The organism is Kordiimonas sp., from assembly GCF_965216265.1.
In the GTDB taxonomy this organism is placed as follows: Bacteria; Pseudomonadota; Alphaproteobacteria; order Sphingomonadales; family Kordiimonadaceae; genus Kordiimonas.
The window spans coordinates 517,054-542,968 of record NZ_OZ244153.1 but is presented as its reverse complement, the minus strand read 5'-3'; the positions used below and the strand labels follow the sequence as shown (position 1 = coordinate 542,968).

General features: G+C 53.8%; 25 protein-coding genes and 1 other RNA gene. 20 read left to right on the top strand and 6 right to left on the bottom strand.

Features of this window, described 5'->3' with window-relative positions:
* The first annotated feature begins 89 nt into the window (after positions 1-89).
* The 3 genes from ACOOGA_RS02510 (at position 90) to ACOOGA_RS02500 (ending at position 3,006) form a co-directional block, all read left to right on the top strand.
* Positions 90-1,208 (top strand): DNA alkylation repair protein, encoded by a 1,119-nt coding sequence (locus ACOOGA_RS02510; protein ID WP_417460138.1) that lies wholly within the window; start codon positions 90-92, stop codon positions 1,206-1,208.
* A 119-nt stretch (positions 1,209-1,327) separates the two neighbouring features.
* Positions 1,328-1,642, top strand: a complete 315-nt coding sequence (locus tag ACOOGA_RS02505) for an ArsR/SmtB family transcription factor (protein ID WP_417460137.1) — start codon at positions 1,328-1,330, stop codon at positions 1,640-1,642.
* A complete protein-coding gene (locus tag ACOOGA_RS02500; protein ID WP_417460136.1) occupies positions 1,642-3,006 on the top strand; it encodes a pyridoxal phosphate-dependent decarboxylase family protein in 1,365 nt (454 codons plus the stop codon). The genes ACOOGA_RS02505 and ACOOGA_RS02500 overlap by 1 nt, the downstream gene beginning before the upstream one ends.
* Here ACOOGA_RS02500 and ACOOGA_RS02495 read toward each other — a convergent pair.
* The 3 genes from ACOOGA_RS02495 to ACOOGA_RS02485 all read right to left on the bottom strand — a co-directional run bounded on the left by ACOOGA_RS02495 (position 3,003) and on the right by ACOOGA_RS02485 (position 5,719).
* The gene (locus ACOOGA_RS02495) at positions 3,003-3,464 is read right to left on the bottom strand and encodes a GNAT family N-acetyltransferase (protein ID WP_417460135.1); all 462 of its coding nucleotides are present in this window, start codon (positions 3,462-3,464) and stop codon (positions 3,003-3,005) included. The two genes, ACOOGA_RS02500 and ACOOGA_RS02495, sit on opposite strands and share 4 nt — an antisense overlap.
* An 18-nt stretch (positions 3,465-3,482) precedes the next feature.
* A complete protein-coding gene (locus ACOOGA_RS02490) occupies positions 3,483-5,093 on the bottom strand; it encodes a fumarate hydratase (RefSeq protein WP_417460134.1) in 1,611 nt (536 codons plus the stop codon).
* An 80-nt stretch (positions 5,094-5,173) separates the two neighbouring features.
* Positions 5,174-5,719 carry an SspB family protein gene (locus ACOOGA_RS02485; RefSeq protein ID WP_417460133.1) on the bottom strand — a complete coding sequence of 182 codons (546 nt, stop codon included), beginning with the start codon at positions 5,717-5,719 and terminating at the stop codon, positions 5,174-5,176.
* 346 nt (positions 5,720-6,065) lie between these two features.
* On the opposite strand from ACOOGA_RS02485, the gene ACOOGA_RS02480 reads away from it, so the two are divergent.
* The 4 genes from ACOOGA_RS02480 (at position 6,066) to ACOOGA_RS02465 (ending at position 8,793) form a co-directional block, all read left to right on the top strand.
* On the top strand, positions 6,066-6,839 hold the full coding sequence (locus ACOOGA_RS02480; RefSeq protein ID WP_420429432.1) for a helix-turn-helix transcriptional regulator: 774 nt from the start codon (positions 6,066-6,068) through the stop codon (positions 6,837-6,839).
* A 140-nt stretch (positions 6,840-6,979) separates the two neighbouring features.
* Positions 6,980-7,720, top strand: coding sequence for a LuxR family transcriptional regulator (locus ACOOGA_RS02475; protein ID WP_417460131.1), 741 nt, complete (start codon positions 6,980-6,982; stop codon positions 7,718-7,720).
* A 102-nt stretch (positions 7,721-7,822) separates the two neighbouring features.
* Positions 7,823-8,458: an acyl-homoserine-lactone synthase gene (locus ACOOGA_RS02470; protein WP_417460130.1), complete on the top strand. Its 636-nt coding sequence runs from the start codon at positions 7,823-7,825 to the stop codon at positions 8,456-8,458.
* The gene (locus ACOOGA_RS02465) at positions 8,455-8,793 is read left to right on the top strand and encodes a hypothetical protein (protein WP_417460129.1); all 339 of its coding nucleotides are present in this window, start codon (positions 8,455-8,457) and stop codon (positions 8,791-8,793) included. Before ACOOGA_RS02470 ends, ACOOGA_RS02465 begins: the two co-directional genes overlap by 4 nt.
* 181 nt (positions 8,794-8,974) lie before the next feature.
* Here the strand turns inward: ACOOGA_RS02465 and ssrA are convergent.
* Positions 8,975-9,341: a transfer-messenger RNA gene (gene ssrA / locus ACOOGA_RS02460) on the bottom strand.
* Positions 9,342-9,436: 95 nt separating this feature from the next.
* Here ssrA and ACOOGA_RS02455 point away from each other — a divergent pair.
* From ACOOGA_RS02455 to ACOOGA_RS02440, 4 genes are all read left to right on the top strand, one after another.
* Positions 9,437-10,030: a hypothetical protein gene (locus ACOOGA_RS02455; protein ID WP_417460128.1), complete on the top strand. Its 594-nt coding sequence runs from the start codon at positions 9,437-9,439 to the stop codon at positions 10,028-10,030.
* Positions 10,031-10,226: 196 nt separating this feature from the next.
* The gene (locus ACOOGA_RS02450) at positions 10,227-11,021 is read left to right on the top strand and encodes a thymidylate synthase (protein WP_417460127.1); all 795 of its coding nucleotides are present in this window, start codon (positions 10,227-10,229) and stop codon (positions 11,019-11,021) included.
* 23 nt (positions 11,022-11,044) lie between these two features.
* On the top strand, positions 11,045-12,925 hold the full coding sequence (locus ACOOGA_RS02445; RefSeq protein WP_417460126.1) for an ATP-binding protein: 1,881 nt from the start codon (positions 11,045-11,047) through the stop codon (positions 12,923-12,925).
* Between the two features lie 34 nt (positions 12,926-12,959).
* The gene (locus ACOOGA_RS02440) at positions 12,960-13,442 is read left to right on the top strand and encodes a dihydrofolate reductase (protein ID WP_417460125.1); all 483 of its coding nucleotides are present in this window, start codon (positions 12,960-12,962) and stop codon (positions 13,440-13,442) included.
* A gap of 12 nt (positions 13,443-13,454) precedes the next feature.
* Here ACOOGA_RS02440 and ACOOGA_RS02435 read toward each other — a convergent pair whose 3' ends face one another.
* Positions 13,455-14,537: a P-loop NTPase gene (locus ACOOGA_RS02435; protein ID WP_417460124.1), complete on the bottom strand. Its 1,083-nt coding sequence runs from the start codon at positions 14,535-14,537 to the stop codon at positions 13,455-13,457.
* Between the two features lie 155 nt (positions 14,538-14,692).
* On the opposite strand from ACOOGA_RS02435, the gene hflK reads away from it, so the two are divergent.
* The 5 genes from hflK (at position 14,693) to ACOOGA_RS02410 (ending at position 20,100) form a co-directional block, all read left to right on the top strand.
* Positions 14,693-15,778 (top strand): FtsH protease activity modulator HflK, encoded by a 1,086-nt coding sequence (gene hflK / locus ACOOGA_RS02430; RefSeq protein WP_417460123.1) that lies wholly within the window; start codon positions 14,693-14,695, stop codon positions 15,776-15,778.
* A gap of 3 nt (positions 15,779-15,781) precedes the next feature.
* Complete coding sequence (hflC, locus tag ACOOGA_RS02425) at positions 15,782-16,645, top strand: protease modulator HflC (RefSeq protein ID WP_417460122.1); 864 nt, start codon at positions 15,782-15,784, stop codon at positions 16,643-16,645.
* Between the two features lie 16 nt (positions 16,646-16,661).
* The gene (locus ACOOGA_RS02420; RefSeq protein ID WP_417460121.1) at positions 16,662-16,856 is read left to right on the top strand and encodes a DUF2065 family protein; all 195 of its coding nucleotides are present in this window, start codon (positions 16,662-16,664) and stop codon (positions 16,854-16,856) included.
* Positions 16,857-16,921: 65 nt separating this feature from the next.
* Positions 16,922-18,430: a Do family serine endopeptidase gene (locus tag ACOOGA_RS02415; RefSeq protein ID WP_417460120.1), complete on the top strand. Its 1,509-nt coding sequence runs from the start codon at positions 16,922-16,924 to the stop codon at positions 18,428-18,430.
* 155 nt (positions 18,431-18,585) lie between these two features.
* Positions 18,586-20,100, top strand: coding sequence for a hypothetical protein (locus tag ACOOGA_RS02410; protein WP_417460119.1), 1,515 nt, complete (start codon positions 18,586-18,588; stop codon positions 20,098-20,100).
* A gap of 5 nt (positions 20,101-20,105) precedes the next feature.
* On the opposite strand, the gene serB is transcribed toward ACOOGA_RS02410, so the two are convergent.
* Complete coding sequence (gene serB, locus ACOOGA_RS02405; RefSeq protein ID WP_417460118.1) at positions 20,106-21,044, bottom strand: phosphoserine phosphatase SerB; 939 nt, start codon at positions 21,042-21,044, stop codon at positions 20,106-20,108.
* Positions 21,045-21,075: 31 nt separating this feature from the next.
* On the opposite strand from serB, the gene miaA reads away from it, so the two are divergent.
* The 4 genes from miaA to ilvC all read left to right on the top strand — a co-directional run bounded on the left by miaA (position 21,076) and on the right by ilvC (position 25,888).
* Positions 21,076-22,020 carry a tRNA (adenosine(37)-N6)-dimethylallyltransferase MiaA gene (gene miaA, locus ACOOGA_RS02400; protein WP_417460117.1) on the top strand — a complete coding sequence of 315 codons (945 nt, stop codon included), beginning with the start codon at positions 21,076-21,078 and terminating at the stop codon, positions 22,018-22,020.
* 345 nt (positions 22,021-22,365) lie between these two features.
* Positions 22,366-24,108 (top strand): acetolactate synthase 3 large subunit, encoded by a 1,743-nt coding sequence (locus ACOOGA_RS02395; protein ID WP_420430605.1) that lies wholly within the window; start codon positions 22,366-22,368, stop codon positions 24,106-24,108.
* A gap of 67 nt (positions 24,109-24,175) precedes the next feature.
* Positions 24,176-24,688: an acetolactate synthase small subunit gene (ilvN, locus tag ACOOGA_RS02390; protein ID WP_417460115.1), complete on the top strand. Its 513-nt coding sequence runs from the start codon at positions 24,176-24,178 to the stop codon at positions 24,686-24,688.
* 180 nt (positions 24,689-24,868) lie between these two features.
* Positions 24,869-25,888 (top strand): ketol-acid reductoisomerase, encoded by a 1,020-nt coding sequence (gene ilvC, locus ACOOGA_RS02385; RefSeq protein ID WP_417460114.1) that lies wholly within the window; start codon positions 24,869-24,871, stop codon positions 25,886-25,888.
* Positions 25,889-25,915: the final 27 nt, after the last annotated feature.

Here is a 25,915-nt window from a genome sequence, read left to right as displayed (position 1 = left end):
GAAAATTGGTCAAGCAGCTTGACGCTTGATGCAGAAAACAATAAGAACAAAAATAGAACAAATACAATTGAGCCACAGCGAGAAACACGGTGGAACCTTTCAAAAATTACTTCAATCAAGACCTTATTGGGAAAACAGCCGATATATTCGAGCGAGCCTGCGAGGGCTTTGACAAACAGCGGTTTATAGAGCTGTCGACGACCGGGCTTGACACACTTGAGTTGAAAGAACGCGCGACCCAGATCATGCATGCGCTCGACCAGACCCTGCCAGCGCCATTTGATGAATTTGAAGAAGTGGTGCTCGCGAGCCTTCACGAAAGTGAAGACCCAAACGGGGAGGGTCTTACGTTCGACGGCACCGGCTTGATGGGGTTTGCTGCGTGGCCTGTCACTGACCTAGTTACCCACCGAGGGCTGCACCAACCTGAAAAAGCACTGCCGCTTCTTAAGGAGGTGACCAAGCGTTTTACTGCCGAGTTTGCTATCCGGCCGTTTCTTGTTGAACATCGGGACTACACGCTTTCGGTGCTCAATGGCTGGGTGGACGACCGAAGCCGTCACGTAAGGCGTTTGGTGAGTGAGGGGACACGACCCCGTTTGCCTTGGGGCCTTCGGCTCAATGAGTTCGTTGTTGACCCCGCGCCCATATTACCATTCCTGAAGGCGTTACGGGATGATGGGGAGGACTATGTTCGTCGCTCGGTCGCCAATAGCTTGAATGACATAGCCAAGGACCACCCCGCGATGGTGGCAGCGATCGCGCATGATTGGCTTGAAGGAGCGTCTGTTGAGCGCGTGCGCCTTGTTCGCCATGCTTGCAGAACGCTTTTGAAAGCTGGGGACGAGAACACGCTTGCGGCCTTTGGATACAAAGCCGTTGAGGGGCTTACCTGCGAACTTTCTGTCTTGACCCCGAAGGTAGTGTTTGGAGACGCGCTTGAATTCGACATCAATGTCAGGGCGCCGGATAAAGCGGCGCCGGTAATGGTCGATTACGCTATTCATTTTGTGAAGTCGAACGGGGGGACGGCTCCAAAAGTCTTCAAATGGAAAGACGCGAAACTCAAGGACGGTGGCTTGAAGGCTGAACGTCGTCACGTAATCAAGCCCATTACCACGCGCCGCTACTATGAAGGGCTTCATAGGCTTGAAATTATCATCAACGGCGTTTCCGTGGCAGAAGCTGACTTTGAGCTTCACCTTTAGCGCCGGATAGCCCGGCGCGCTACAAGTGCTCTCAGTTGGGCAGAGTGAATAGAAATCCTTTTGATGCTTAAAACTACTTCTTGTTTGATATCTAGTTCATAATATAGCAATTAAGCTATATGGCTATGTATGTAGATATTGAGACAGGGTTAAAGGCGCTCGCGAGCGACAAGCGTTTGTATGTTCTTGAGCTTCTGAAAGACCCTACTGCGAATTTTCCGCCACAGGTGGACGGTGATCTCATTACAGACGGCGTGTGCGCGAACTGGCTGACAGAACGACTTGAGGTTAGCCAGCCTACGGCCGCCCGGCACCTCAAGGTGCTGGTGGCTGCCGGGTTTATCCTCCCTACCCGAAAAAAGGGCTGGGTATTTTACAGGCGCGATGAAGACGCCATTAACCGGTTTAAAACAGCGATAAGCGAGGCAGTTTGATGGATACGACCTATGAACGCGATTTGAAGCACGCGGCGAGTTTGGCTCAAGATTATCTGGCAAATGTGCCTGAGATGTCTGTGTTTCCGAGCGCAGAGGCGCGAGCCGGACTGGCTGGTTTTGACGAAAGATTACCGGTGGATGGCGCGAGCGCGGAAGAAACGCTTGATCTGTTGCACCGGGTAGGCAGCCCCGCCACAGCAGTCACAACCGGGAGCCGGTATTTCGGTTTTGTGGTTGGAGGCGCTTTGCCAGTAACCGTTGCGGCAAACTGGCTTGCAACAGCCTGGGACCAAAGCCCGTCGTCCGAGATGAATTCGCCCGCGGGTGTAAAGCTCGAAACCGTCGCGGGTGGTTGGCTTATTGACCTCTTTGATTTGCCCGCATCAACCGGTGTGGGTATGACCACGGGCGCGACCATGGCAAACTTTACGGGGCTGGCGGCGGGCCGTACTGCGCTTCTCTCTAACGCAGGCTGGAATGTGGAAGAGCAGGGCCTGTATGGCGCACCGGAGGTCAAGGTTGTGGTCTCTGAAGAAGTGCATGTGACAGTTGAGAAAGCGCTTTCCATGCTTGGGTTTGGCAAAAACCGGGTCATTAAAGTGCCGACAGATAGCAATGGCGCCATGATCTTCGAAGAAATTCCAACACTTGATGCACTTACGCTCGTTTGCACCCAAGCCGGAAATGTAAACACTGGCGCGATTGACCCTATTGGCGAGATCGCAAAGGAAGCCGGGAAAGTTGGCGCGTGGGTTCATGTTGACGGGGCCTTTGGCATATGGGCCAAGCTTCTTGAAAGCCATCAACAGTATTTCAAGGGCATTGAACTGGCGCATAGCTTCGCAACCGACGCGCATAAATGGCTGAATACGCCATATGACTGCGGCATCGTGTTATGTCGTGATGCTTCAATGCTGCACCAGGCCATGGCAACAACGGCGCCTTATTTCAGGGCAGATGGCCAAAATGCGCCAAAGGATATGGTGCCTGAGTTTTCCCGTCGTGCGCGCGGTGTGGAGGTGTGGGCCGCACTCCGGACACTGGGGCGGAGCGGTGTCGCAGCTATGATCGACCGGTGCTGTGCTCATGCGCGGTACTTTGCAGACGGTCTGCGCGCCATCGGTTTTGAGGTGCTGAATGATGTGATGCTCAATCAGGTCGTAGCTACAATCGGAAGCGCAGAGGAATTGGTAGCAATCCGCTCACATGTGGAAGAATCTGGTGAATGCTGGTTTGGGCCAACTGTCTGGAAGGGGCGGCACGCCATCCGCATCAGTGTATCAAGCTGGCGCACGACGGGAGCGGATGTTGACCGGTCGCTTGCGGCGATTGAAAAAGCCACGAAGGTTATACTGGGCTAGCTGATTTTCTCCGGGCGCCAAAAGCAAACACCACGCTCTGAATAATCAGCCCCCATCCGCTTATAAAGGCGGATGGCGCCCTCGTTATCAGTGTTGACCTGCCACTTTACCGGCAGGTCGCGCTTTTTGGCAATTTGGCCAATGGCGTTAAGGAGCTTACCACCTAGACCTTTGCCGCGCGCGGCAGGGTCAACATACAGATCATCAAGGATCAAGACATCCTTGCCAGACCAGATGTGGAAGCGAGAGGTATAGGTCACGGCACCAAGAATTTTGCTATGCTCTTCCGCTACCATGACATGAAAGCGGGGAGGGTGCGAAAGTGCCCCTTCTGTAAAAGCGTTTTCTGAAACTTTAAGATAGTGGCTTGCGTTTTCATGGGCGGCCAATGCGGTAATCAATGCATAGGCCGCCTTTAGGTCAGCTTCGGACGCTGCATCCCTGATCGTCACAGTCATTGCAACATCCCCTGGGGCTTAAAGGTCTTTAAAGAAGTCATTGCCCTTGTCGTCAACAACGATGAAGGCTGGAAAATCTTCCACATCAATCTTCCATACGGCTTCCATGCCAAGGTCTTCAAAATCCAGTACTTCAACCTTGCGGATGTTGTTTTTCGCGAGGATGGCGGCGGGGCCGCCAATAGAGCCAAGGTAGAAGCCGCCATTCTCACCGCAGGCTTTTGTCACCTCACGGGAGCGGTTGCCCTTGGCGAGGCTGATCATGCTGCCGCCCAGCTTCTGGAAGGGACCAACATAGCTGTCCATGCGGCCCGCCGTTGTTGGGCCGAAGGAGCCTGAGGCGTAGCCTTCAGGTGTTTTCGCGGGGCCAGCATAATAGATGATATGATCTTTGAAGTAGGCAGGCATTTCTGCGCCGTCTTCCATCATGGCCTGAATGCGGGCATGCGCCAGATCACGTGCAACAACAATAGTGCCGGAGAGGCTGAGCCTCGTTTTGATGGGATATTGGGTCAGTTGCGCCAGAATGTCCTTCATCGGTCGGTTAAGGTCGATTTTCACCACCTCTTCTGAAAGATGCGCGTCCACGACCTCAGGCAAATATTTTGCCGGGTCGGCTTCAAGTTGTTCCAGGAAAATGCCGTCTTTGGTGATTTTTCCTTTGGCTTGCCTGTCAGCTGAACAGGAAACACCGATACCCACGGGTAGGCTAGCGCCGTGTCGTGGCAGGCGGATAATACGCACGTCGTGGCAGAAATATTTACCGCCAAACTGAGCGCCAATGCCCATTTTCTGGGTCATTTTGTGGACTTTTTCTTCCATCTCTACGTCACGGAAGGCGCGGCCTGTGACGTCACCCTCGGTGGGAAGCTCGTCGTAGTAGCGCGCAGAGGCCTTTTTCACTGTCGCAAGGTTCTGCTCGGCCGAGAGGCCACCAATCACAATCGCAAGATGGTAGGGTGGGCAGGCTGAGGTACCCAGAGTTTTGATTTTCTCCTCAAGAAATGCGAGCATGCGGTCTTCGCGGAGTGTGGCGGGTGTCTGCTGGAAGAGGAAAGTCTTGTTCGCGCTTCCGCCGCCTTTGGCGAGGAACAGGAATTTATATTCGTTACCTTCGTTGGCGTAGATATCGATCTGAGCTGGCGTGTTATTCTTGGTATTTACTTCCTTATACATGGAAAGCGGAGCCATCTGGCTATAGCGCAGGTTGGTTTCCGTATACGTGCGCATAACGCCTTTGGTCAGTGGTGCGGCATCGTTGCCGTCTGTCCATACATGCTGGCCTTTGTTGCCAACAATGATGGCAGTGCCAGTGTCCTGACAGCCGGGCAATATGCGGCCTGCTGCGATATTCGCGTTTTTGAGTAGCTCCTTTGCGACAAAACGGTCGTTTTCGCTTGCCTCGTCATCTTTGAGGATGTTCGCGAGCTGTTGCAGGTGACCGGGGCGCAGCAAATGAGCGATGTCGGACATGGCTTCACGTGCCAACAGCTCCAACCCTTCATCAGCAACCTTCAGGATTTCTCGCCCATCCACATTAACGGTGGAGACGAAGTCTGAGGTGAGTTTGCGATAAGGGGTTTTATCCTTTCCTGACTGGAAAAGATCGCTGTAAGACCAATCGCTCATGATGGACGTCTCTTTCAATTTGGGAGCCCAAGGCGGGCTTTAGTGCTGACAGAATACTGAGTGGTCGGCGCCGGATATGGTCATTTTTTCCGGAAAGCGTCGAGTGTTACCACGTTATCGGTGCCGGTTTGTGTACCGCTGGTGCCTTCTGCGGGTGTGTCGTCCGCAGGCACATCATCACCTGCGATGTCTTGACTACTTACATCCGCGATTGCGCCTTCAGGTGCGTCTTCAAAGTCAGCCGCGTCGGCGTCTTCGTCGTCAAAGTCAGCATCTTCATGGAACTGAAGCGCAAATTGTACACTAGGGTCGACAAAACCAACCACTGCATCGAAGGGGATGTGTAGATGCTCGGGCTTCTGGTTGAAAGAAAGGCCAACCATGAAATGGTCTTCCTCTACTTTAAGGCCCCAGAATTTGTGCTGAAGCACGATGGTCATCTCTTCCGGGAAGCGACTGACCAGATGAGCAGGTATATCAACACCATCAGCCTGCGTTTTGAACGCGATATAAAAATGATGCTCGCCTTGCAAGCCATTCTTCTCGGTATCAGTCAACACAGCGCGAACAACTCCGCGAAGTGCTTCCTGCACCTTTGCATCATAATCAATATAAGTATCTGACATGCTGGCCAAGCTCCCCGTTACAATACACTCGGTTTGGGCTCCTTATAATGCCAAGCCGGATAGGCGTGAAGGGATATTTCAGGCTTTTTCCCGTAAAGTATCAAAAAAAACTCTGAATGTGCGTCGTCAAAATTAGCGCATAGGGTGTTATTTAATCGTTAAACGGAAATTAGTGTAAAAAGACCTGTTTCTGTATATCTCGTTCGAGGTTAAGGTTTATGTCACCAACAGCGCCGTTATTATAAGACGGCTTTTTTGATGATCTTCAACAGCTTAGGTGGGTGATGAGCTGGATTTTTTGAAGGTCGCGTCGTTGGAGCTGATACACTGAATAGCGTATCGGTGAATGGCGAAGCACACTGGTAAGCGAACTTGGCGTATGGATCTCGAATATTTTCGGTTGGCAGTGGAGTTTATTGAAGCTTCCAAGAAAGTGAAAACGCTGGAGGCGCTGAGCGCTGCGTTCCAGAAGTCCTATCGACCGCTGGGTTTTGACCATTATGCCTGTATATCCTGTGTTGAGTTCGGCTCCATGCCAGAGGGCGCGGTTTTTATAGCCGACTATCCAGCTGATTGGTCCAATCACTATCTAGAAGAACATTTTGGTCGCACGGACCGCATTTTGCAGGTCTCTCTAAAGGAACATATGCCCTTCAATTGGGATAGTTCCGGCGCGCTGTTTGATGCCCCAGGAACAACGGGAAATAAAGAGGGAACCTCAAGTAAAGTCACGGGCGAGGGCATGTTGTTCGGTATCACCGTGCCCATACATATTGTTGGATCCTTTCCCGGTGCGGTTAACGTTGTTGGTTCAAAACGACAGGTTGACGCTGCCGCTGAGCATTCCATTCACCTGATGAGCGTGTATCTGCATGATGCTGCGCTCAGGTTGGCAAAAAAAGAAAACCGAGCGATGCGGCCCCTGATCAAGCTCACACCGCGTGAGCGGGAATGCTTGCAGTGGGTGGCAGCAGGGAAGACAGACTGGGAGATTGCGGGCATTCTTTCCATCGCTGAACGTACCGTCCACAACCATATTGAAGGTGCGAAAGCAAAACTGGAGGTTAACTCTCGGGTTCAGGCCGTTGTGAAGGCATTTTTGAGCAATTTAATTTACTGAGATGGCCCCCGCGGGCTATAAGGTGTGAACGATTGGGGAATCGTACAAATTGATTGGTCCCGCTGTATTGGGGCAAGGAGCTGAAGAGAGAGGTGCTGCCTGGCGAGCGGTGCCATGGTGACGTGCTTGAAAGGTAGGATATGGGCAACCTTCAAAGCTTTCAAATCGCGCTCGATTTTATTGATGGAGCCAAAACGACCGGCGACCTCGAAAGTCTTGGCCAGTTGTTTCAAACAAGCACCGCGCGGCTTGGCTTTGATCATTACGCCTGTGTCTCCTGCGTCGCATTTGATACCTTGCCTGAAAACGCAGTCTTTCTCGCCCATTATCCAGACGACTGGACCAAATATTATCTTGAAAAGAAGTATGATCGGATCGACAAGATCCTTCAGCTTTCCCTTGGCACAAGCATGCCGTTCAACTGGGAAAATGAAACCGTTGTGAAAGGCCGCTCCGGCGAGCAGCAACGCTTCTTTGATGAGGCAGAAGACGCTGGCCTTGTGTACGGAGTTACTGTTCCCATTCATGTGGTTGGCTCATATCCTGGCGCCGTAAACATCGTGGGTGAATACAGCCAGCATGACCCTTCCGTTGAGCATGCTCTTCACCTTATGAGCGTTTACATGCATGACCGGGCCGTCAAGCTCGGGGACGAAGGACAACACCCGACGGCTGACCGGCAGGAGTTAAGCCCTAGGGAGCTTGAATGTTTGCGCTGGGTGTCGGCTGGAAAAACGGACTGGGAAATCTCCAGCATCCTCCACATCGCCGAGCGTACAGTGCATGCGCATATTGAGAATGCAAAGCGCAAGCTGGGCGTGCACACGCGCCTTCAGGCAGTGGTCAAGGCGTTCCTGGCGACAAATTTCTACTCTGGGTAGTTAATATTCAACGCGGTGGAAAAACCTAGTCTGATTAGCTAATAGCCCGCTACCCCGGGAAATCCGATCATGGAGGCCACCTAAATCACCAAGGAGGCTAATATGATCCACGTCGTGGGTGCTCATAACAAAGCCAGATACAAAGGTTATTTGAGAGAGCTTTGGCAGCAACGCTATGATGTCTTTGTAGAGAAGATGGGATGGACACTTGATTGTGCCGACGGGATAGAGCGCGATCAGTTCGACCGTCCCGATACTGTTTATCTTCTGTGCATAGACAGCAAAGGTAAACTCAAGGGCGCCATGCGCCTCCTTCCCACAGCCAAGCCGCATCTGATGAGTGAAGTGTTCCCTGGCCTGTGTGCTGAGGGCGTCCCAACCGGCAAGACAACCTGGGAAATTTCGCGCTTTTACAGCCTGACCGGCCGCCATTTGATGCTGGAACGAGACCGCACGGTGTCTGAGCTGGTCTGTGGCCTATACGAATTTGCCCTGATGTCTGAGATCACGCACGTCAGTTGTGTGGCGAGCATGGTGCTTTTTCCGACCATTTTGAAAGCTGGCTGGGATGTAACACCGCTTGGTCTGCCATCAGTTTCAGACGGTGAGGTTGTGCTCGCCTTTCTGATTGACTTGAACGAACGCGACTACAGGACTGTCGCGAAGAACCGCAACATTGAAGGCAGTGTGCTGCAGGCAGGCTCATTGCAGGAAGAGCAGTTGGAGATTGCAGTATGACTATAGCGGATACCAGATTAGGCCCGGTGCAGCCATCCATCATCAACAAGGCTGCTGAGCAACTATTTTTCCTGTTCGGGCAACTTGACCCAGCGCGGGTGGAATCGATCGTTGAGCGGGTGGAATATGCCATTGGTGTGCCACACGGCGACGCGATTACGGCAATTGGCCATAATACTCGCCGAGCTGTTCTTGAGCAGGCGGTAGCAAGGCTGCTCTACGCAATCGCAGGTCTGTCATATGAGGACATCCTGTTCGCACTTACCTATGCCGAAACACAGGCCATGATTGATGGCGCGCAGGACGATGTGCCGGCAGAGGTGCACTACTGCTGAAGATATAAGTCTCTGGTGTCTCTATCCGGCTATTCAGGACCACCGGGTAGAGATCTTAGACCGCCGAGCCGGGAGTGGTGACCCGCGCTCGGCGGTTCTTATTTAGTGACCACTGAGCGCAAACCAAAAACGGATTCGTCCAACCGAAGCTAGGTTCATAAGGTGATTTAAGGGGAAGAGAAGTGGGCCGTTCTGTTGCTAGGTGGCCCAACCCCCACCTGAAGGCGTCAACCCTCAGGAATTTATAAATGTAGTCCTTGTGACTGCTTACGCAGCAACAGCGAACTCGACGTCATTGTCGTTAGCATTTATTAAAGGTGGCCCATTACAGCGGTGCCATCCTGGGCGAAAGGCATAACATCTTTCGATACACGTCGATCCTGGTTCGCCCCCGTCAGCAAAGGTCAGACATGGATCTCTGGCCGTTCCTGGTGGAGGCGCCGGGCACTGCCCCCGGGTCCGTAATACGTACTCAATGCGCCGTTTATCGCCATAGCTGGAAACCCAGCACAGTGGATATAAGCAATCTTTGCGGCGATTTAAAGGATAAACCGGCATTGAGGCTGTGTTTTTCTGATTCGAGAAAAGAGGCGATTTGTGGCATACTGGTGTGATCTTGTGAACGAGTGATGGGAGAAAAACCATGACGGAGCAAGGACACTGGGATTGGTCTGGCGAGACCGGACCAAGAGGCAACCTGCGTGAAGCCGTTGCCTTGTTTGACACCGAAGAAGATATGCAATCAGCTGTTGATGACCTTGAGTGTCACGGCTTTTCGAATGCTGCGATCTCAAGGCCTGCTGATCCTTCGGTGGTTGAAGCAGCGATCCAACATCCGATTGAGAATGTTAACACACTTGAAGATGATGCTCGCGTACCACGCGAGGCCTTTGTTGACAAAGACAGCAAGACAAGTGGCTTCATGGTGATGATAGTGGCGCCGGTCTATGTCCTGTTGCTGGTGGGGGCCGCTATTGCTTCTGGCCATGGCTTGGCAACATGGGAAGCTATCGTGCTAATCGTGGGTTTGGGTGTTATTGGCGTTCTGGGTGGCGGATATTTCGCCACCAAACGTGCTTCAGAGAGCCGGAAGCGTATCCGAAGTGAGCAGGCGCTGGGTGGGCTGTTGTTGTGGGTGCGAACCGGCAGCAGGGAGCAGGAAAGCCGCGCGCTTGAAATATTGCGGCGTCATTCCGGCCGCGATGTACATCTGCACGGACCAGCATTGCAACACTGATGCTGAGTTAGCGGTTCTTAAGCTGAAACAGGCTGCCCCTACGGGCTGTGGTTTGTCGTGCCTTGGCCATTGTTCAAGGCTTTTGGTGCTTCATAAAATGCCGGTTGTATACTCCCGGCTATTGCCTCCGGCCTGACCACGTCCTATAGCTTTGGTTGAATGTTTTCATGTCGGTCAAAGTTGTTCAGGGGGCACCATGCAGCAATACCTCGCGTTGCTTCAGCGTATCAGGGAAGAGGGAGTGTTTCGGGGGGACCGTACAGGCACCGGCACCTACAGCGTTTTTGGTCATCAGATGCGGTTCAATCTTGGGGAAGGTTTTCCACTTGTCACCACAAAGAAGCTCCACCTGAAATCCATAATTCATGAACTGCTGTGGTTTATAGCGGGCGATACCAATGTGAAATACCTGAAAGACAATGGTGTTTCCATCTGGGATGAGTGGGCGGACGAGAATGGTGACCTTGGCCCGGTCTATGGCCACCAATGGCGTAGTTGGCCAACACCAAATGGCGAGAGCGTTGACCAGATCTCCAGACTGCTTGAGCAGATCAAGAACAACCCAAACAGCAGACGGCTAATTGTTTCAGCTTGGAACGTGGCGGATGTTGATCATATGGCGCTACCGCCGTGCCACTGCCTCTTTCAGTTTTACGTGGCTGATGGCAAGCTTTCCTGCCAGCTTTATCAGCGCAGCGCTGATGTTTTCCTCGGTGTGCCGTTCAACATTGCGTCCTATGCACTGCTCACCCATATGGTGGCGCAGGTATGTGGGCTGAAGGTGGGTGATTTTGTTCACACCTTTGGTGACACGCACCTCTACAGCAACCATATCGAACAGACAGATTTGCAGCTTGGCCGCGAAACAAGGCCGTTGCCGAAGCTTTGGCTGAACCCGGATGTGAAGGATCTGTTCGCCTTTACCTATGATGATATCAGGATCGAGGATTATGATCCTCACCCCCATATCAAGGCCCCAGTGGCTGTGTAGGCGCAAGGTAGGGTTGGCAGCACGTGGCACGCGATAACGACATTGATTTCAAACAGATGGCCCTTGTTGTTGTGGTCATCCTGATCGGTGCCATCCTAACATTTTCTGCAACACGGGAAAGCGTACGCTCTGCCGACGATGAAGCACGAGCACGCTTCCAATCGGCTGCGGCCCTCTATGTCAACCGGATAAAAAGCGAATTTGTGCACGGGTTAAGCTCCGCAGAGGACCTGTTTCACTACTATGAGGCTTATGACGAGTATAACGACACGACATTCAACCGTATGGTGGTGGCGTCCAGCGCGCTTAATCGCAACCGGAAGGTTGTGGGGGTCGTTATTGCTGTGGACGATGGTAACCGGGCGGATTTCCTGGATTATGCCCGCGAGAAAAACGGTCCTGACTTTGAAATCAGCAAACCATGGAAAATTGACATGCCGGCCGAGCCCGGTGCCCGTTCATTTCCGTTCCTTTACGCGTGGTCTGAAGACGAGGGACGCGCCGCACGTTGGCGCGGGCTGGATTTTGGCGCCCATGCCCAGATAAATACCTTCTTTGAGGAGACACTGGCAAACGGTAAACCGTCCGGCATTCTGTTGCCGCAGTTAGAGAACAAAAAAGAAGGCTGTGTACTGTTGGCCTATCCTTTCGCCCGCAGCCGCGAGAATGCCACCGGCCTGGTTGTGCAACTGGTTGACCTACCAAGGATGGTGCAGTTCGCGTTGGAGAGTGACCGCCTCGCTGGATTGAATGCAACCTTTTCGTCCTTCTGGGGACAGGGCGCATTCCAGCAGACACTGGGTCTTGTTGACTGGAAACTTTCAGAAGAGGCCACGCCGTCGCCTGAGGAAAAGCCCTGGGTGAGTGTGCGCGAGATGGAAGTGGGTAACCATACCTGGCGCGTTGCCGCATGGGCGCCCTATAGCCAGTTTAAAGCCGATTATAGTGCGGCTTTTATTGCTGCAAGCGTAAGCTTGCTCCTCACCGGTCTGGTGGTTTTTATAGTTTGGTCACAGTCCCAGCGCGCCAAGCGCGTTATCGATATAGTGAACCGGCGTACCCGCGCTCTCAAGGAGGCGCATGACGAACTTGAACAGCACTATAAGCTGCTGCAAAACCTGAACAAGGATGTGGAGGAAGCGCGCCGCTCAGCAGAAACAGCAAACCGAGCCAAGTCCGAATTTCTCGCGACGATGAGCCATGAGTTAAGGACCCCGCTGAACGCTATTCTGGGTTTTTCCCAGCTACTGCAGGAACAGGCGCTGGGCCCTATCGGTGACCCGAGGTATGTTGAATATTCCAAGGATATCAACGCCAGCGGCACGCACCTTCTGTCCATCATCAACGATATTCTTGATCTGGCCAAGCTTGAGGCCGGTAAAATCAGGATCGAACACAAGGTACTTTCTACACGGTCGCTTGTTGAGCGAGCGATAGCCCTGATGTCCCAGCAGGCCAAGGGCAAGGGGCTTGACCTTCGCTCAGAGTTTGCATCCAATATGCCTGACCGCATCTTTGGTGATGAATTGCGCCTGAGGCAAATTCTTATCAACCTCGGCTCAAACTCTATCAAGTTCACCAATTCGGGCAGTGTTGTTATCCGCTTGCACCCCAAACCGTTCCCAACCGGGCAGGCAGGCTGGGTTCTGGAAGTGCAAGACACCGGCATTGGCATCCCGGAAGAGAAACAGTCCACCCTGTTTGATCGTTTCACGCAGGTTGATACCGCATTATCGCGTCGTCATGGTGGGGTAGGGTTGGGGCTGGCAATTTGCCGCGAGCTTGTTGACCGGATGGAAGGCAAAATCAGCGTACGCAGTACCCCGAACGTGGGCACCACAGTACGGGCACATCTGCCGCTTGAAATTGCCGACACGGAAGACGATGACGACGGCATGATCTAGGGCCGTTCCCTGAAATTAGTTTAGGAGTTTTGAGATGATTTCCATGATCGTTGCCATGGGCGAGAACAGGCTGATCGGCCGGGATAACGATTTGCCGTGGCACATTCCGGCAGACCTCAAGTTTTTCAAGGCAACCACCATGGGTAAGCCCATGATCATGGGCCGCAAGACCTTTGATTCGATTGGGAGACCACTTCCCGGGCGGCGCACTATCGTGGTGACCCGCAACCCTGACTGGGCATGCGAGGGGGTAGAGGTTGCCTCATCTCTGTACGATGCCCTCAAGCTGGCTGAAGGCGCGGATGAGGTCATGATTGTTGGCGGCGCACAAATATATGCACAGGCTCTAGCTGAAGCAGACAGGCTCTATGTCACTGAAGTGGCGCTGAGCTTGGAGGGTGATGCCTACTTCCCTGAAATCAATGATGCTGAATGGGGTGTGGTATCGCGCGAAAACCACCAGGCAGAGGATAAGAACCCCGCCTATTCATTCGTTGTCTACGACCGGATATTTTGACGAAAATTCAGACTAGGCAGGTAAACCTGCGGCTATCTGTTTCGCAATCGCGCGGTAGGCAATAGCCGGTTTGCCCTCAGGTTCGTGCAACACTACAGGTGTACCGCCATCTGCATGCTGGCGAACGCTCATCTCCAGCGGGATACCGCCAAGGAAGGCACAGCCGAGCTCTTTCGCCGTTTCTTCCGCACCGCCATGCCCGAATATGTCTGACGCTTCCCCGCAATGCGGGCAAATGAATGTGCTCATATTCTCAATAATGCCAAGGATTGGCACCTTCACCTGCCTGAACATGGCGAGGCCCTTTCGCGCATCAATCAGCGCGAGGTCTTGCGGGGTGGAGACAATCACGGCGCCCGTAAGCGGCGCCTGCTGCACCATGGTGAGCTGTACGTCACCTGTGCCCGGTGGCATGTCCACAATCAGCACATCAAGGGGGCCCCAGGCTACGTCACGCAGTAGCTGTTGCGTGGCGCCCATAACACGTGGCCCGCGCCACACTACCGGCTGATCGACATCGATCAGAAACCCGATGGACATAACTTTCACGCCGTAAGCCATGATTGGCTGGATAACTTTGTTCTTGATCTCAGGGCGCTCATCCACACCCATCAGCATGGGAAGGGAGGGGCCGAAAATATCCGCGTCCATGATGCCGACCTTGAGGCCTTGTTCTTTAAGGGCGAGGGCAAGATTGACGGATGTGGTGGATTTACCCACGCCGCCTTTGCCGCTTGCCACCGCTATAATGTGTTTCACACCCGGTATTTCAACGGGGGTTGGAGGGGCTTTCGCTGGCGAGGGGCCTGCAGGTTTCGCCTCAGGTGCGGCCTTGCGGGTTGCGGTTACTATGGCATTGGCTGTGTTGATGCCGTCAACAGTGCAAGCCACGGCTTCAACGCGGATGCGCAGCGCTTCAACCTCAGACGGTGAACTATTGCCAAAATCAAGAATAATGCCTGCCTTGTCGCCGTCAACCACAATGGCGCTTACAAGCCCTGCTGTGACAATATCGCTTTTGCCATCCGGGCTCGGGACGTCAACCAGCGCCGCTTGGATTGCTTTTTTGAGCATTTCTTTGTGTTCAACCACCATAAAACCTCATTTTTGGGCGAAATCCGGTGCAATTTTGCCGACAAGCGTTGCAGCCACGGTGCCCCTACCATATATAGGCTAGCAAGACACGGTCTTTCTGTTCACATGAGAACAGATGAGTTCTGAGGCGCAAAAGCGCAATAGGGGAGATATATATGCCTTGGCAAAATAACGGTGACGGCGGAAAGCCAAACCCGTGGGGCAATGGCCCACGGCGTAGTGGCGGCGGTGGCGAACCACCAAACATTGATGAATATATTCGCAAAAGTCAGGATCGGTTGCGTCAAGCATTGCCGGGCGGCAAAGGCGGCGTGTTTGTCATTCTGCTTGTTATCGTTGCGCTCTGGCTTCTGGCTGGGCTTTACCGGGTTGAACCGAACGAGCAGGCGGTAGTTCTGCGGTTTGGTCAATGGACAGAATCGACAGGCCCCGGCCTTCACTGGCATCTGCCGTATCCAGTCGAAACCGTTGAAGTCCGCGGTGTTACCGACGAGAAACAAGTTTCCATCGGTAGCCGCCAGCAGGAAACACGCAGGAGCGGGCGCCAAAGTTTTGCGCGCCTTGATGAAAGCCTGATGCTGACACAGGACGAGAACATCGTTGATGTTCGTTTCAATGTGGTCTGGCGCATCAAGGATCTCGGCAACTATCTCTTCAAACTTGAAGACCCTGAGGGAACCATCAAATCCGTTTCTGAAAGTGCAATGCGTGAGATGGTTGGTAAAAACAAGATCACCCCCATCATCACCACGGAGCGTGGCCTTCTTGAGCAGGACGTCAAAACCCTGATCCAAACAACGCTTGATGCATATGAAACAGGTGTTGACGTGCTGCGCGTACAAATTATCGAATCTGAAGCACCGGAAGAGGTGAAAGACGCGTTCCTTGATGTACAGCGTGCAGAAGCTGATCAGCAACGTTTCAAGAACGAAGCCGACGCCTATAGCAACCAGGTTGTTCGTGAGGCTGAAGGCCGGTCTGAGCGTATGGTGCAGGTGGCCGAAGCTTACCGGGCGCAGACAGTTGCGCGGGCTCAAGGTGAAGCAGCGCGCTTCCTGTCTGTTTATGACGAGTATGTGTTGGCAAAAGACGTGACGAGAAAACGTATGTACCTTGAAACGATGGAACAGATTCTTTCAGGTATGGACAAGATCGTCGTGGACGGCAAAGCAGGTTCCGGTGTTGTGCCTTATCTGCCGCTTGAGCAACTTAAAGCAAAATCGTCAAGCGAGGGGAAATAAGCCATGAATGCTAAATCAATTGTAGCGCTCGTTCTTCTTGCGATTGTCGCTTTTGTTGGCCTCAACAGTATGTTCATTGTAGATGAACGCAAGCAGGCCATCGTGGTTCAATTTGGTGAACCGAAACGGACGGTAACGGAACCAGGCCTTCACTTCAAAACACCGATGGTCGAACAGGTTATCTTGCTTGAAAAGCGGATCATGAGTCTTGACGTGCCGCCACAAGAGGTGCTCGCAAGCGATCAGCGCCGTATCCTTGTTGATAGTTTTGCCCGCTACCGTATCAGCGATCCGCTGAAGCGGTATCAGGCAGCACGTGATGAGCGCGGTGCAGCCAGCCTCCTTGAAAATGCTATGGAATCAACGGTTCGTCAGGTGTTGGCACAGGAACCAATGGCGGGGATTGTGTCCGGCCAGCGTGCCGAACTGATGAAACGCATCAGTGACCTCACCAACGAAAGGGCTAAAACCTTTGGCCTTGAAGTTGTTGATGTGCGCTTGAAACGGGTTGATCTTCCACCAGCGAACAGCGAAGCGATTTTCCGCCGCATGGAAACAGAGCGCCAGCGGGAAGCCGCAGACAAACGTGCCAGTGGTCAGCGTGACGCGGTGAAAATCAAAGCAGCGGCTGACAGGCAGGTGGCTGAACTTATCGCTGAAGCCGAGCGTCAATCACAAACCATTCGTGGTGAAGCTGACGGGCAAGCGGTGAAGATTTTTGCGAATGCTTTCGGTAAAGACCAGGACTTTTTCGAGTTTTACCGTACCATGCAGGCGTACCGGGTTGCGCTCGGCAAAGATGATACCCGCCTTGTTCTCTCGCCTGACAGTGAGTTTTTCAAACTGTTCATGAACGAGAAGAACTAAGCCGCGCGGAAGCAAAGTGGATTGGAAACTGTTACTTCTTGGTTTGGGCCTCGCTCTCTTTTTGGAGGGCGCGGCCTATGCCATTATGCCGGAAAGCCTTAAAAAGCTGCTTATCGCAGCGGCGGGGCAGCCCGCCGCAAAGCTCCGCATCATGGGCTTGACCCTGGCGGTGATCGGTGTTGCGATAGTGTGGATGGTTAAAGGTGCATAATTGTGCCAGACCAAAATAAACCGGCCAACGCGAGTAACGGAAAATAATTTGAAGGAGTATGTGCCTTGAGCACCAACTTAGTAAAAGCGATCGACACGAGACATTGGGCGGGCATGATGCGCGCGCTCCTGACAGCTGTGCTTATTGTCGCAGCAGCAACAGTCTCGATGCGGCCAGCTGCCGCGCGTGGCGCACCTGAAAGCTTTGCCGACCTGGTTGAAAAACTGTCTCCTGCTGTTGTGAATATCTCAACGGTGCAGACAATCCGCACACGCGGTAATCGCCGCGCACCGCAACTGCCAGAAGGCATGCCTTTTGGTGACTTGTGGGACCAGTTCCGTGACCGTATGGATGAAGACGAAGAACCACGTCAGGCACAAAGCCTGGGCTCTGGCTTTATCGTTGACGCCACGGGCATTGTGGTAACCAACAATCACGTTGTTGAAGACGCCGACGAGATCACGGTGATCACCGCTGACGGCGAGGAATTTCCGGCCGAACTTATTGGTCGTGATGCCCTGTCCGATATCGCTGTCCTACAGATCAATCACGAAAACGGTGACAAATTTCCGTTCGTAACTTGGGGTGATAGCGATGTTGAGCGTATCGGCGACTGGGTGATGGCAATCGGAAACCCGTTTGGACTTTCCTCAACCGTAACCGCAGGTATTGTTTCGGCGCGCAATCGCAGCATCAACAACAACGATGTTGAGTTCATTCAGACCGATGCATCGATCAACCGTGGTAACTCCGGTGGCCCGCTTTTCAATATGGAAGGTGAAGTTATCGGTGTGAACACGGCGATCTTCTCACCATCTGGTGGTAACGTAGGTATTGGTTTTGCTATTCCGTCCAACGATGCATCCCGCGTGATCCGTGAGCTGCGTGAGCATGGCAAGGTACGTCGCGGTTGGCTTGGTGTGGGCATTCAGCCAATGACCAAGGAAATTGCTGAAACACTTGGTATCGAGCAAACCGAAGGTGCCATGGTAACGCGCGTTGAGCCAGACAGCCCAGCCGCGAACGGTGGCCTCAAAGACGGTGACATCATCATCAAGTGGGATGGTAAAGAGATCGAGAACAGCAACCGCCTGAGCCTTCTGGTGAAACGCACAGATATCGGCAAGCCAGTTGACGTGATCGTCCTGCGTGGCAAAGAGAAGGTAACCCTTCAGGTTACCACAGGTGAACTGCCTGCCGAGCTTGCACAAGTGACACCGGGTGATGAGCAAGATGGTGACGGCCCTGGTAGTGACCGGGCAGACCGCCAACTGGTTGAAGGTATGGAGCTTGCGCCGCTCAATGATGGTCTGCGTAGGCAGTATGAAATTGATGAAACCGTGGAAGGTGTTGTTGTGCTTCGTGTAGCGCGCCGGTCACCTGCTGCCCGGGCTCGTATCCGCCCTGGTACGGTTATCATCAGTGTCAACCAGCAGGATGTATCCAGCGCGACTGATGTTGTAGAGTTGATCGAGGAAACCAGGGATGCCGGTCGTGACCGTATCCTCGTTCTTGTGAACTTCCGCGGCAACACGGTGCATATCCCGCTTCGGTTGATGGATGACGAAGAATAAGCTGAACCAATGGTTTAGTGAAGGAAGGGGCCGGTTTTCCGGCCCCTTTTTTAATGGGCCTCTCATATCGGGAATGGCTGTCACATCACTGTAAATTGTATAAATACATCATATGATTTAAAGTGACGATGGCGAATTCTATGAGGGGGCTACTCATGCAGGTCGGCGATACAAGGTTTATTTCATACTCAAGTGCTGTGCATTACGGCGAAGCGGGCGACCAGGCCAGCTTCAAAGGCAAGCGAGCGATTAACCAACTACTGTGGGGCGACTACGCCAGAGTGCTGGAGGTTGACGGCAGTTGGGTCAAGGTTCGCGCGCGAGGACGGAATGGCTGGCTGAGGCGAGAAAACCTGCAGGAAAACCGGATACTCGAGGTAAATTTTGTAGATATCGGCCAAGGCGACGGCTGCCATATCCAGACCCCCGACGACAAGGCTATCGTGATCGACGCTGGCGAGGGGGATAATATGTACCGCTTCCTGCGGTGGCGATTTGGGCGCTTCTCCCACCCTTTCACATTTGAAAGCTTTGTGATCAGCCACCCGGATAGTGACCATTATTATGGCTTCAGGCCATTGTTTGAGGAACCCAATGTTCGGGTGGATACGGTGTTCCATAACGGCCTTGTGGAACAGAAACAGGCGGGCAAAAAGACCTTGGGAGACGAAGTTAAAATTGGCCGCACTCGCTATATTACCGGGTTGGTACGCACCAAGGATGAGCTGAAGGCGATCACTGATGACGATGAGCGCCGGGGAAGCTATTGGTATCCCAATATGCTCAAAACTGCGGTAGATTCCGGCCGCGTGACTGATATTCGGGGTGCGTTTGCCCCAACGGACTGGCAAGCCAAGGCCTATCTGCCGGGATATGCCCCGGCGGATAATCGTGGTTTGACACTTCAGCTTCTAGGCCCTGTTCCTGCGGATCTGGCGGGCGAGCATGGTGTACCGTGGCTGGGTTCTGCGGGAGAGACGAAAAACGGGCATTCGGTGGTGCTGTTGCTTGAAATCGGTGGCATCAAGATGTTGCTCGGCGGGGATTTGAACGAACCCTCGCAGGAATATCTTCTGGAGCATTACACAGGCTTGAGTGCGCACCCCAAATCGGTTGATGATGAAAAACTGTTGGTAGACGAGGCGCGTAAGACATTCGAGGTCGATATTGCAAAGGCCTGCCATCACGGCAGCGCACATGTCTCCCCGCATTTCCTGATGGCCACCAACCCGCTCGCGACGGTGATATCATCAGGTGACGCTGAGCCCCATTCCCATCCGCGCCCGGATACACTGGGGTTGATCGGTAAGCACAGCAGGGGTGCAAGGCCGCTTATCTTCTCAACCGAGTTGGCACGGTCAGGCAACGAGCATATCAAACACCCCAACCTTGTCCGGCGTGAATTGCGTGCGAATATGGAAGCGGAACTTGCTATCATTAATGACGCTCAATCGACTGACCTGCAAAAAAGCAAGGCGGAAGAAAGACTTGAGAAGCACCTGTCGGTGATCCAGCGCTCTGTCGCCAACTACGGCATGATCAATGTGCTGACCGATGGCACCAGGCTTATCGTGGCCCAGCGGCTTGAGCAGGAACGCTCAAAGTCCAAGCGTTGGGACATCTATCATTTTGAGCCTGATAGCCACGGCAGGCTGACATTTGTGCCTTAGGGTGCTTAACTTACAAACTCGTTATCACTAAAGCCTTGATAATAAAGAAGAGTTGTCAGGTCGCCAAAACGCACAGCCGCTGCGGCCGCTGCCTGGGTTTTGGGTTTGGCGTGATAGGCTACACCTAGGCCCGCCGCCTCAATCATCGGGATATCATTGGCGCCGTCCCCAACCGCGAGAATATCACGGGTCTCAATGCCTAATTTATCCCTATATTCCAACAGGGTATCAAGTTTGGTCTGCGCGCCACAAATCGGATGCTGCACGGTGCCTGAAAGCGCGTCACCATTAAACTCAAGCACGTTGGCGCGGTGCACATCAAAACCGATGGCTGCGGCCACACGCTCAGTGAAATAGGTGAACCCACCCGAAACCAGCACCGCCTGTGCACCGTGTTTTTTCATGGTCTGAACAAGAATACGTGCGCCGCCCATAAGGGAAATACGTTCGTTGTAACAACGCTCTAGCGCATCTCGGCTCAAACCTTTCAGAAGCGCCACACGTTCCGTCAGCGCACCTTCAAAGTCCAGTTCTCCGCGCATCGCAGCTTCGGTGATTGCGGCCACTTTGTCCTTGAGGCCTATAAAATCAGCCAGTTCGTCAATGCATTCCACCGTGATCATGGTAGAATCCATGTCCGCCAAAATAAGGCGTTTTTTCCGGTATTTTTCTGAACCAAGGCACCAGTCGAGGCCGGAAATACTATTAAGGGGGGGCGAAAGTGTGCGCGTAAATGTGGCGAGTGTGGCGCGATTTGTGGCGGATTCTGTGGCCTCACTTGTGGCATCCGCTGCGGCGACTTTATATATAAGGTCTGCAGCCTTGGCTTCGCTCAGGATGCGAATGTCTGGCTCGTGCCCATTCAGATCACGAACCTGCGCGATGATCTTTTCAAGCGAGAATGAACAGCCGGGGTTGACGACAAGGGTCAAAGCGATATCCATGGGGGGATGTCCTTCAATTGGCGAGGTTGCCTTGAAACGAGCCCTTTTTATTGCAGGTCCGACCGCAAGCGGCAAGTCGGCATTGTCACTTCGTCTCGCAGAAGATCTTAACGGTGTGATAATTAATGCTGATAGCATGCAGGTCTATAAGGGCCTGCGCGTTATTACAGCACGCCCGAGCGCGGAGGAGGAAGCCAGGGCGCCCCACCGGCTGTATGGCTTCCTCGACGGCGCTGAGGTCTGCTCAGCCGCATTTTGGGCCGAACGCGCGATGGAAGAGATCACCAAAGCGTGGGAGCAGGACCAAACCCCGATCGTGATCGGCGGCACCGGCATGTATTTCAAGGTGCTGTTGAGCGGTATCGCCGTAATCCCTGATATCCCGGACGATATCCGCGCATCCGTGCGGCATCGCTGCGCCAGTGAGGGCAGTGACGTGCTGCACACTGAGCTGATGGCCCTTGATGAGGTAACTGCCACCCGCCTCGCGCCTGGTGACAGCCAGCGCATATGCCGCGCGCTTGAAGTAGTAAAGGCGACCGGTAGACCCATCAGCGCATGGCAGGCGGATACCAAACCCGGCCCCATGCAGCGCTATGATGAAGACGGCGCGCTCACCAAGCTTGTGCTCGACCCACCACGGGACGTTTTATACGACCGCTGTAATCAGCGGTTTGACATCATGCTGGATGAAGGCGCGATGGATGAAGTGCAGGCGCTGATGGCGCGGAACCTTGAACAGAGCCTGCCGGTGATGCGTTCGCTTGGTGTGCCGCAGCTGATGGGCTACCTGAAAGGTGAACTGCCGCTTGAGGACGCGGTGGAGGACGCCAAGATGCAAACCCGACGTTTTGCCAAGCGCCAGCTCACGTGGTTCCGCAACCAGTTTGCAGACTGGGAAAGGTTACCTGCGCAACTTTCGGAAAGTGAATACCAGCAATTTTTGAATAAAAAGATCAAAAAAGCCGTTGACTGAGTAATTTTCATACCATAAAAAGTCCACATCGGCACCAAGCCAGCCCAGGTGTCGGTAGCGGAATCCTCTGCCCAAGAGGGTTCTAACTGTGACGAGACCCACCCCCTGGGGGCGCTCAACGAGCGCCCCCAACTACTATAAAAGGGGTGTGGGCGCTCAACGAGCGCCCCCAACTATTATAAAGGGGGCAAAATGGTATGCGGGAAGGCACACCGGCGTCACAGCGAATAAGGGCAGGCGAAAAGACGATTATGGGACAACGGTCAAACGGATAGAACAATGACGGTAACAAAGACCAAACCAAAAGCTGACGAAGCGAACATTAAGGCAAATGACGCCCCAGAGATGAGCGGCGCACAGATGATCCTGAGAGCGCTAACGGAGCTAGGTGTGGAAGTCGTCTTTGGCTACCCCGGCGGTGCTGTGCTGCCCATCTATGACGAGATTTTCAAGCAAAGCGACATCAAGCATATCCTTGTACGCCACGAGCAGGGCGCGACCCACGCGGCGGAAGGCTATGCGCGCGCAACCGGCAAGCCCGGTGTTGTCCTTGTGACCTCAGGCCCCGGCGCCACCAATGCGGTGACGGGCCTTACGGACGCGATGCTCGACAGTATCCCGATCATTTGCCTCACAGGGCAGGTGGCCCGCCACCTGATCGGAAACGATGCCTTCCAGGAAGCAGACACGATTGGTATCACGCGGCCCTGCACCAAACATAACTATCTGGTGAAGGAAACCGAGCACCTGCCGGATGTGATTTATGAAGCCTTTTATGTTGCCACCAATGGCCGTCCCGGCCCGGTGGTGATTGACCTGCCAAAAGATGTGCAGATCGAGAAAGGCCAATACAAGCGCTCCGGTCACCGGGAGCACCGCACCTATCGCCCGCAGGTTGATGGCGACGATGCGGCACTCAGGAACGCAGCCCGCGCATTCTCGAGCGCTGAACGCCCGATCATTTATTCCGGCGGCGGCATCATCAATGCGGGACCAGAAGCTTCTGAACTCTTGACAGAATTTGCCCGCCTCACCGGCGCGCCAGTAACCAATACACTGATGGGTCTTGGTGCTTATCCGGCAAGCGATGACCAGTTCCTTGGTATGCTGGGCATGCACGGCACATGGGAAGCCAACCACGCCATGCATGACTGTGATGTGATGCTGGCCATTGGCGCACGCTTTGATGACCGCGTAACAGGCCGGATTGACGGTTTTTCACCGGATTCAACGAAAATTCAGGTGGATATTGATCTTTCCTCCATCAATAAAAACGTGCCGGTTGATATACCGGTGATCGCGGATGCAGGTCGTGCGCTCAAGCGTTTCATTGAAATCTGGAAAGAAGAGAACCTCGGCGAAACCCAGCCCAAGCTGACACCGTGGTGGGACCAGATCAACACCTGGCGCACCAAGAAATGCCTGAGTTATACGGATTCAGATACCGAGATCATGCCACAAAAGGCGCTGGAGCGCCTCGCACACTTCACCAAAGGCAAAGACGCCATCATCTCCACTGAAGTGGGCCAGCACCAGATGTGGGCCGCCCAGTTCCTTGGTTTTGACCGGCCAAACCGCTGGTTGACCTCAGGTGGCCTTGGCACCATGGGCTACGGCCTGCCAGCCGCCATTGGTGCCCAGATCGCGCATCCTGGCCGTTTGTGCATTGATGTGTCTGGTGAAGCATCGTTCCAGATGAACATGCAGGAACTTGGCACCATCGCGCAGTATAATCTGCCGGTTAAAATCTTCATCATGAATAACGAATATATGGGCATGGTTCGCCAGTGGCAGGACCTCTCATACGATGGTCGGCGGTCTGAAAGCTATTCGGAAAGTCTGCCGGATTTTGTCATGCTTGCCGAAGCGTACGGCATCAAGGGTATCTCGGTAGAAGATCCGGCCAAGCTGGATGACGCTATTCAGGAGATGCTGGATCACGATGGTCCTGTACTGATGGACTGCCGGATCGCCAAGCTCGAGAATTGTTTCCCAATGGTGCCAGCGGGTGCGGCCCATAACCAGATGCTGCTAGCAGGGGATGTGATCGATAAACCGAAAAACGATGAAGCCTTGGCTGTCGTTTAAAGTGGCTCATCACCGAATTGATGTTTACCCTTGCAAGCGGAAAGATAACTAGCAGATGGACGGCTCCATGAAAGAGATTGGCCCAATCGCCCGCCATACAATCAGCGTGATCGTTGATAACGAAGCGGGTGTTCTTGCACGTGTAACCGGCCTGTTTTCAGGCCGCGGCTACAATATTGAAAGCCTGACAGTGGCAGAGGTTGACCATACGGGCGAACGGTCACGTATCACCGTCGTCACCTCGGGCACCCGTATGGTGATCGAGCAGATCAAAGCGCAGCTTGACCGACTGGTGCCTGTGCACAAAGTGGGTGACCTGACCATGGAAGGTGCCCATGTGGTGCGTGACATGGCGTTGGTGAAAGTAACAGGCACCGGCGAAAAGCGCGTTGAAGCGCTCAGGCTTGCGGATACCTTTCGCGCCCGCGCGGTGGATGCGTCTGTAAACAGTTTTATTTTTGAGCTCACCGGCTCAGCCGAGAAGATCGACGCTTTTGTTGAGCTAATGGCTGATCTGGGCCTTGTTGAAGTGGCACGCACGGGCGCGGTTGCGCTCTCGCGCGGGCCAGACGGCCTTTAGGCAACCGCTTTCCTGTCACTCCCGTCTTCGCGGCCAATGACAGGAATAGGGGTTGAAATGGATTCCCTTCCCTCGGCCCATCGGCCTCGCCGGGAATGACGGAAAAGAATACCGCAGGGTCCGCCCTGTGGACCTTGGAAATATTTTGACGGGCGTGGCCCACCAAAAGGATAGTTAGACATGCGTGTTTATTTTGACAGTGATGCAGACGTAAATCTGGTGAAAGACAAAACCGTTGCCATCGTGGGCTACGGTAGCCAGGGCCATGCCCATGCAGGCAACCTGCGTGATAGCGGCGTGAAAGAAGTGATCGTGGCGCTGCGTGAAGGCTCGGGCACCCGCAAAAAAGCGGAAGCCGCCGGTTTCAAGTGCATGACAGCGGCCGAGGCCGCCAAAGTTGCCGATATGGTGATGGTACTGGCGCCTGATGAGCATCAAGCCAAGATTTATGCGGACGAGCTTTCCGCTAATATGAAACAAGGCGCTGCGCTGATGTTTGCGCATGGCCTTAACATTCACTTTGGCCTCATTGAGCCACGCGCTGACCTTGACGTGATCATGGTTGCACCAAAAGGCCCCGGCCACACCGTGCGCAGCCAATACGCCATGGGCAAGGGCGTACCGTGCCTTATTGCCGTGCACCAGGACGCGAGCGGCAAGGCGCACGACCTGTGCCTTTCTTACGCGTCGGGCATCGGTGGTGGGCGCTCGGGCATTATCGAGACCAACTTCCGCGAAGAGTGTGAAACCGACCTCTTTGGCGAGCAGGCTGTGCTGTGCGGTGGTGTGTCTGAGCTGATCAAGGCAGGGTTCGAGACGCTTGTTGAAGCCGGTTACGCGCCAGAGATGGCTTATTTTGAGTGTCTGCACGAAGTGAAGCTGATTGTAGACCTGATCTACGAAGGTGGTATCGCCAACATGCGCTACTCCATCTCCAACACGGCGGAATACGGCGACTATAAAACCGGCCCGCGCATTATCACAGACGAGACCAAAGCCGAGATGAAACGCGTTCTCGCAGACATCCAGCAAGGTCGTTTCGTGAAAGATTTTATCGCTGACAATCTTGCCGGCAATCCTGAGTTGAAGGCCCACCGAGGCCTTGCCGAGCGCCACCCGATTGAGGAAGTGGGCTCGAAACTCCGTGGCATGATGCCGTGGATGCAGGAAGGCAAGCTTGTGGACAAAGCGAAAAACTAGGTCCCCCTTAGACCCTCTTGCACCAAG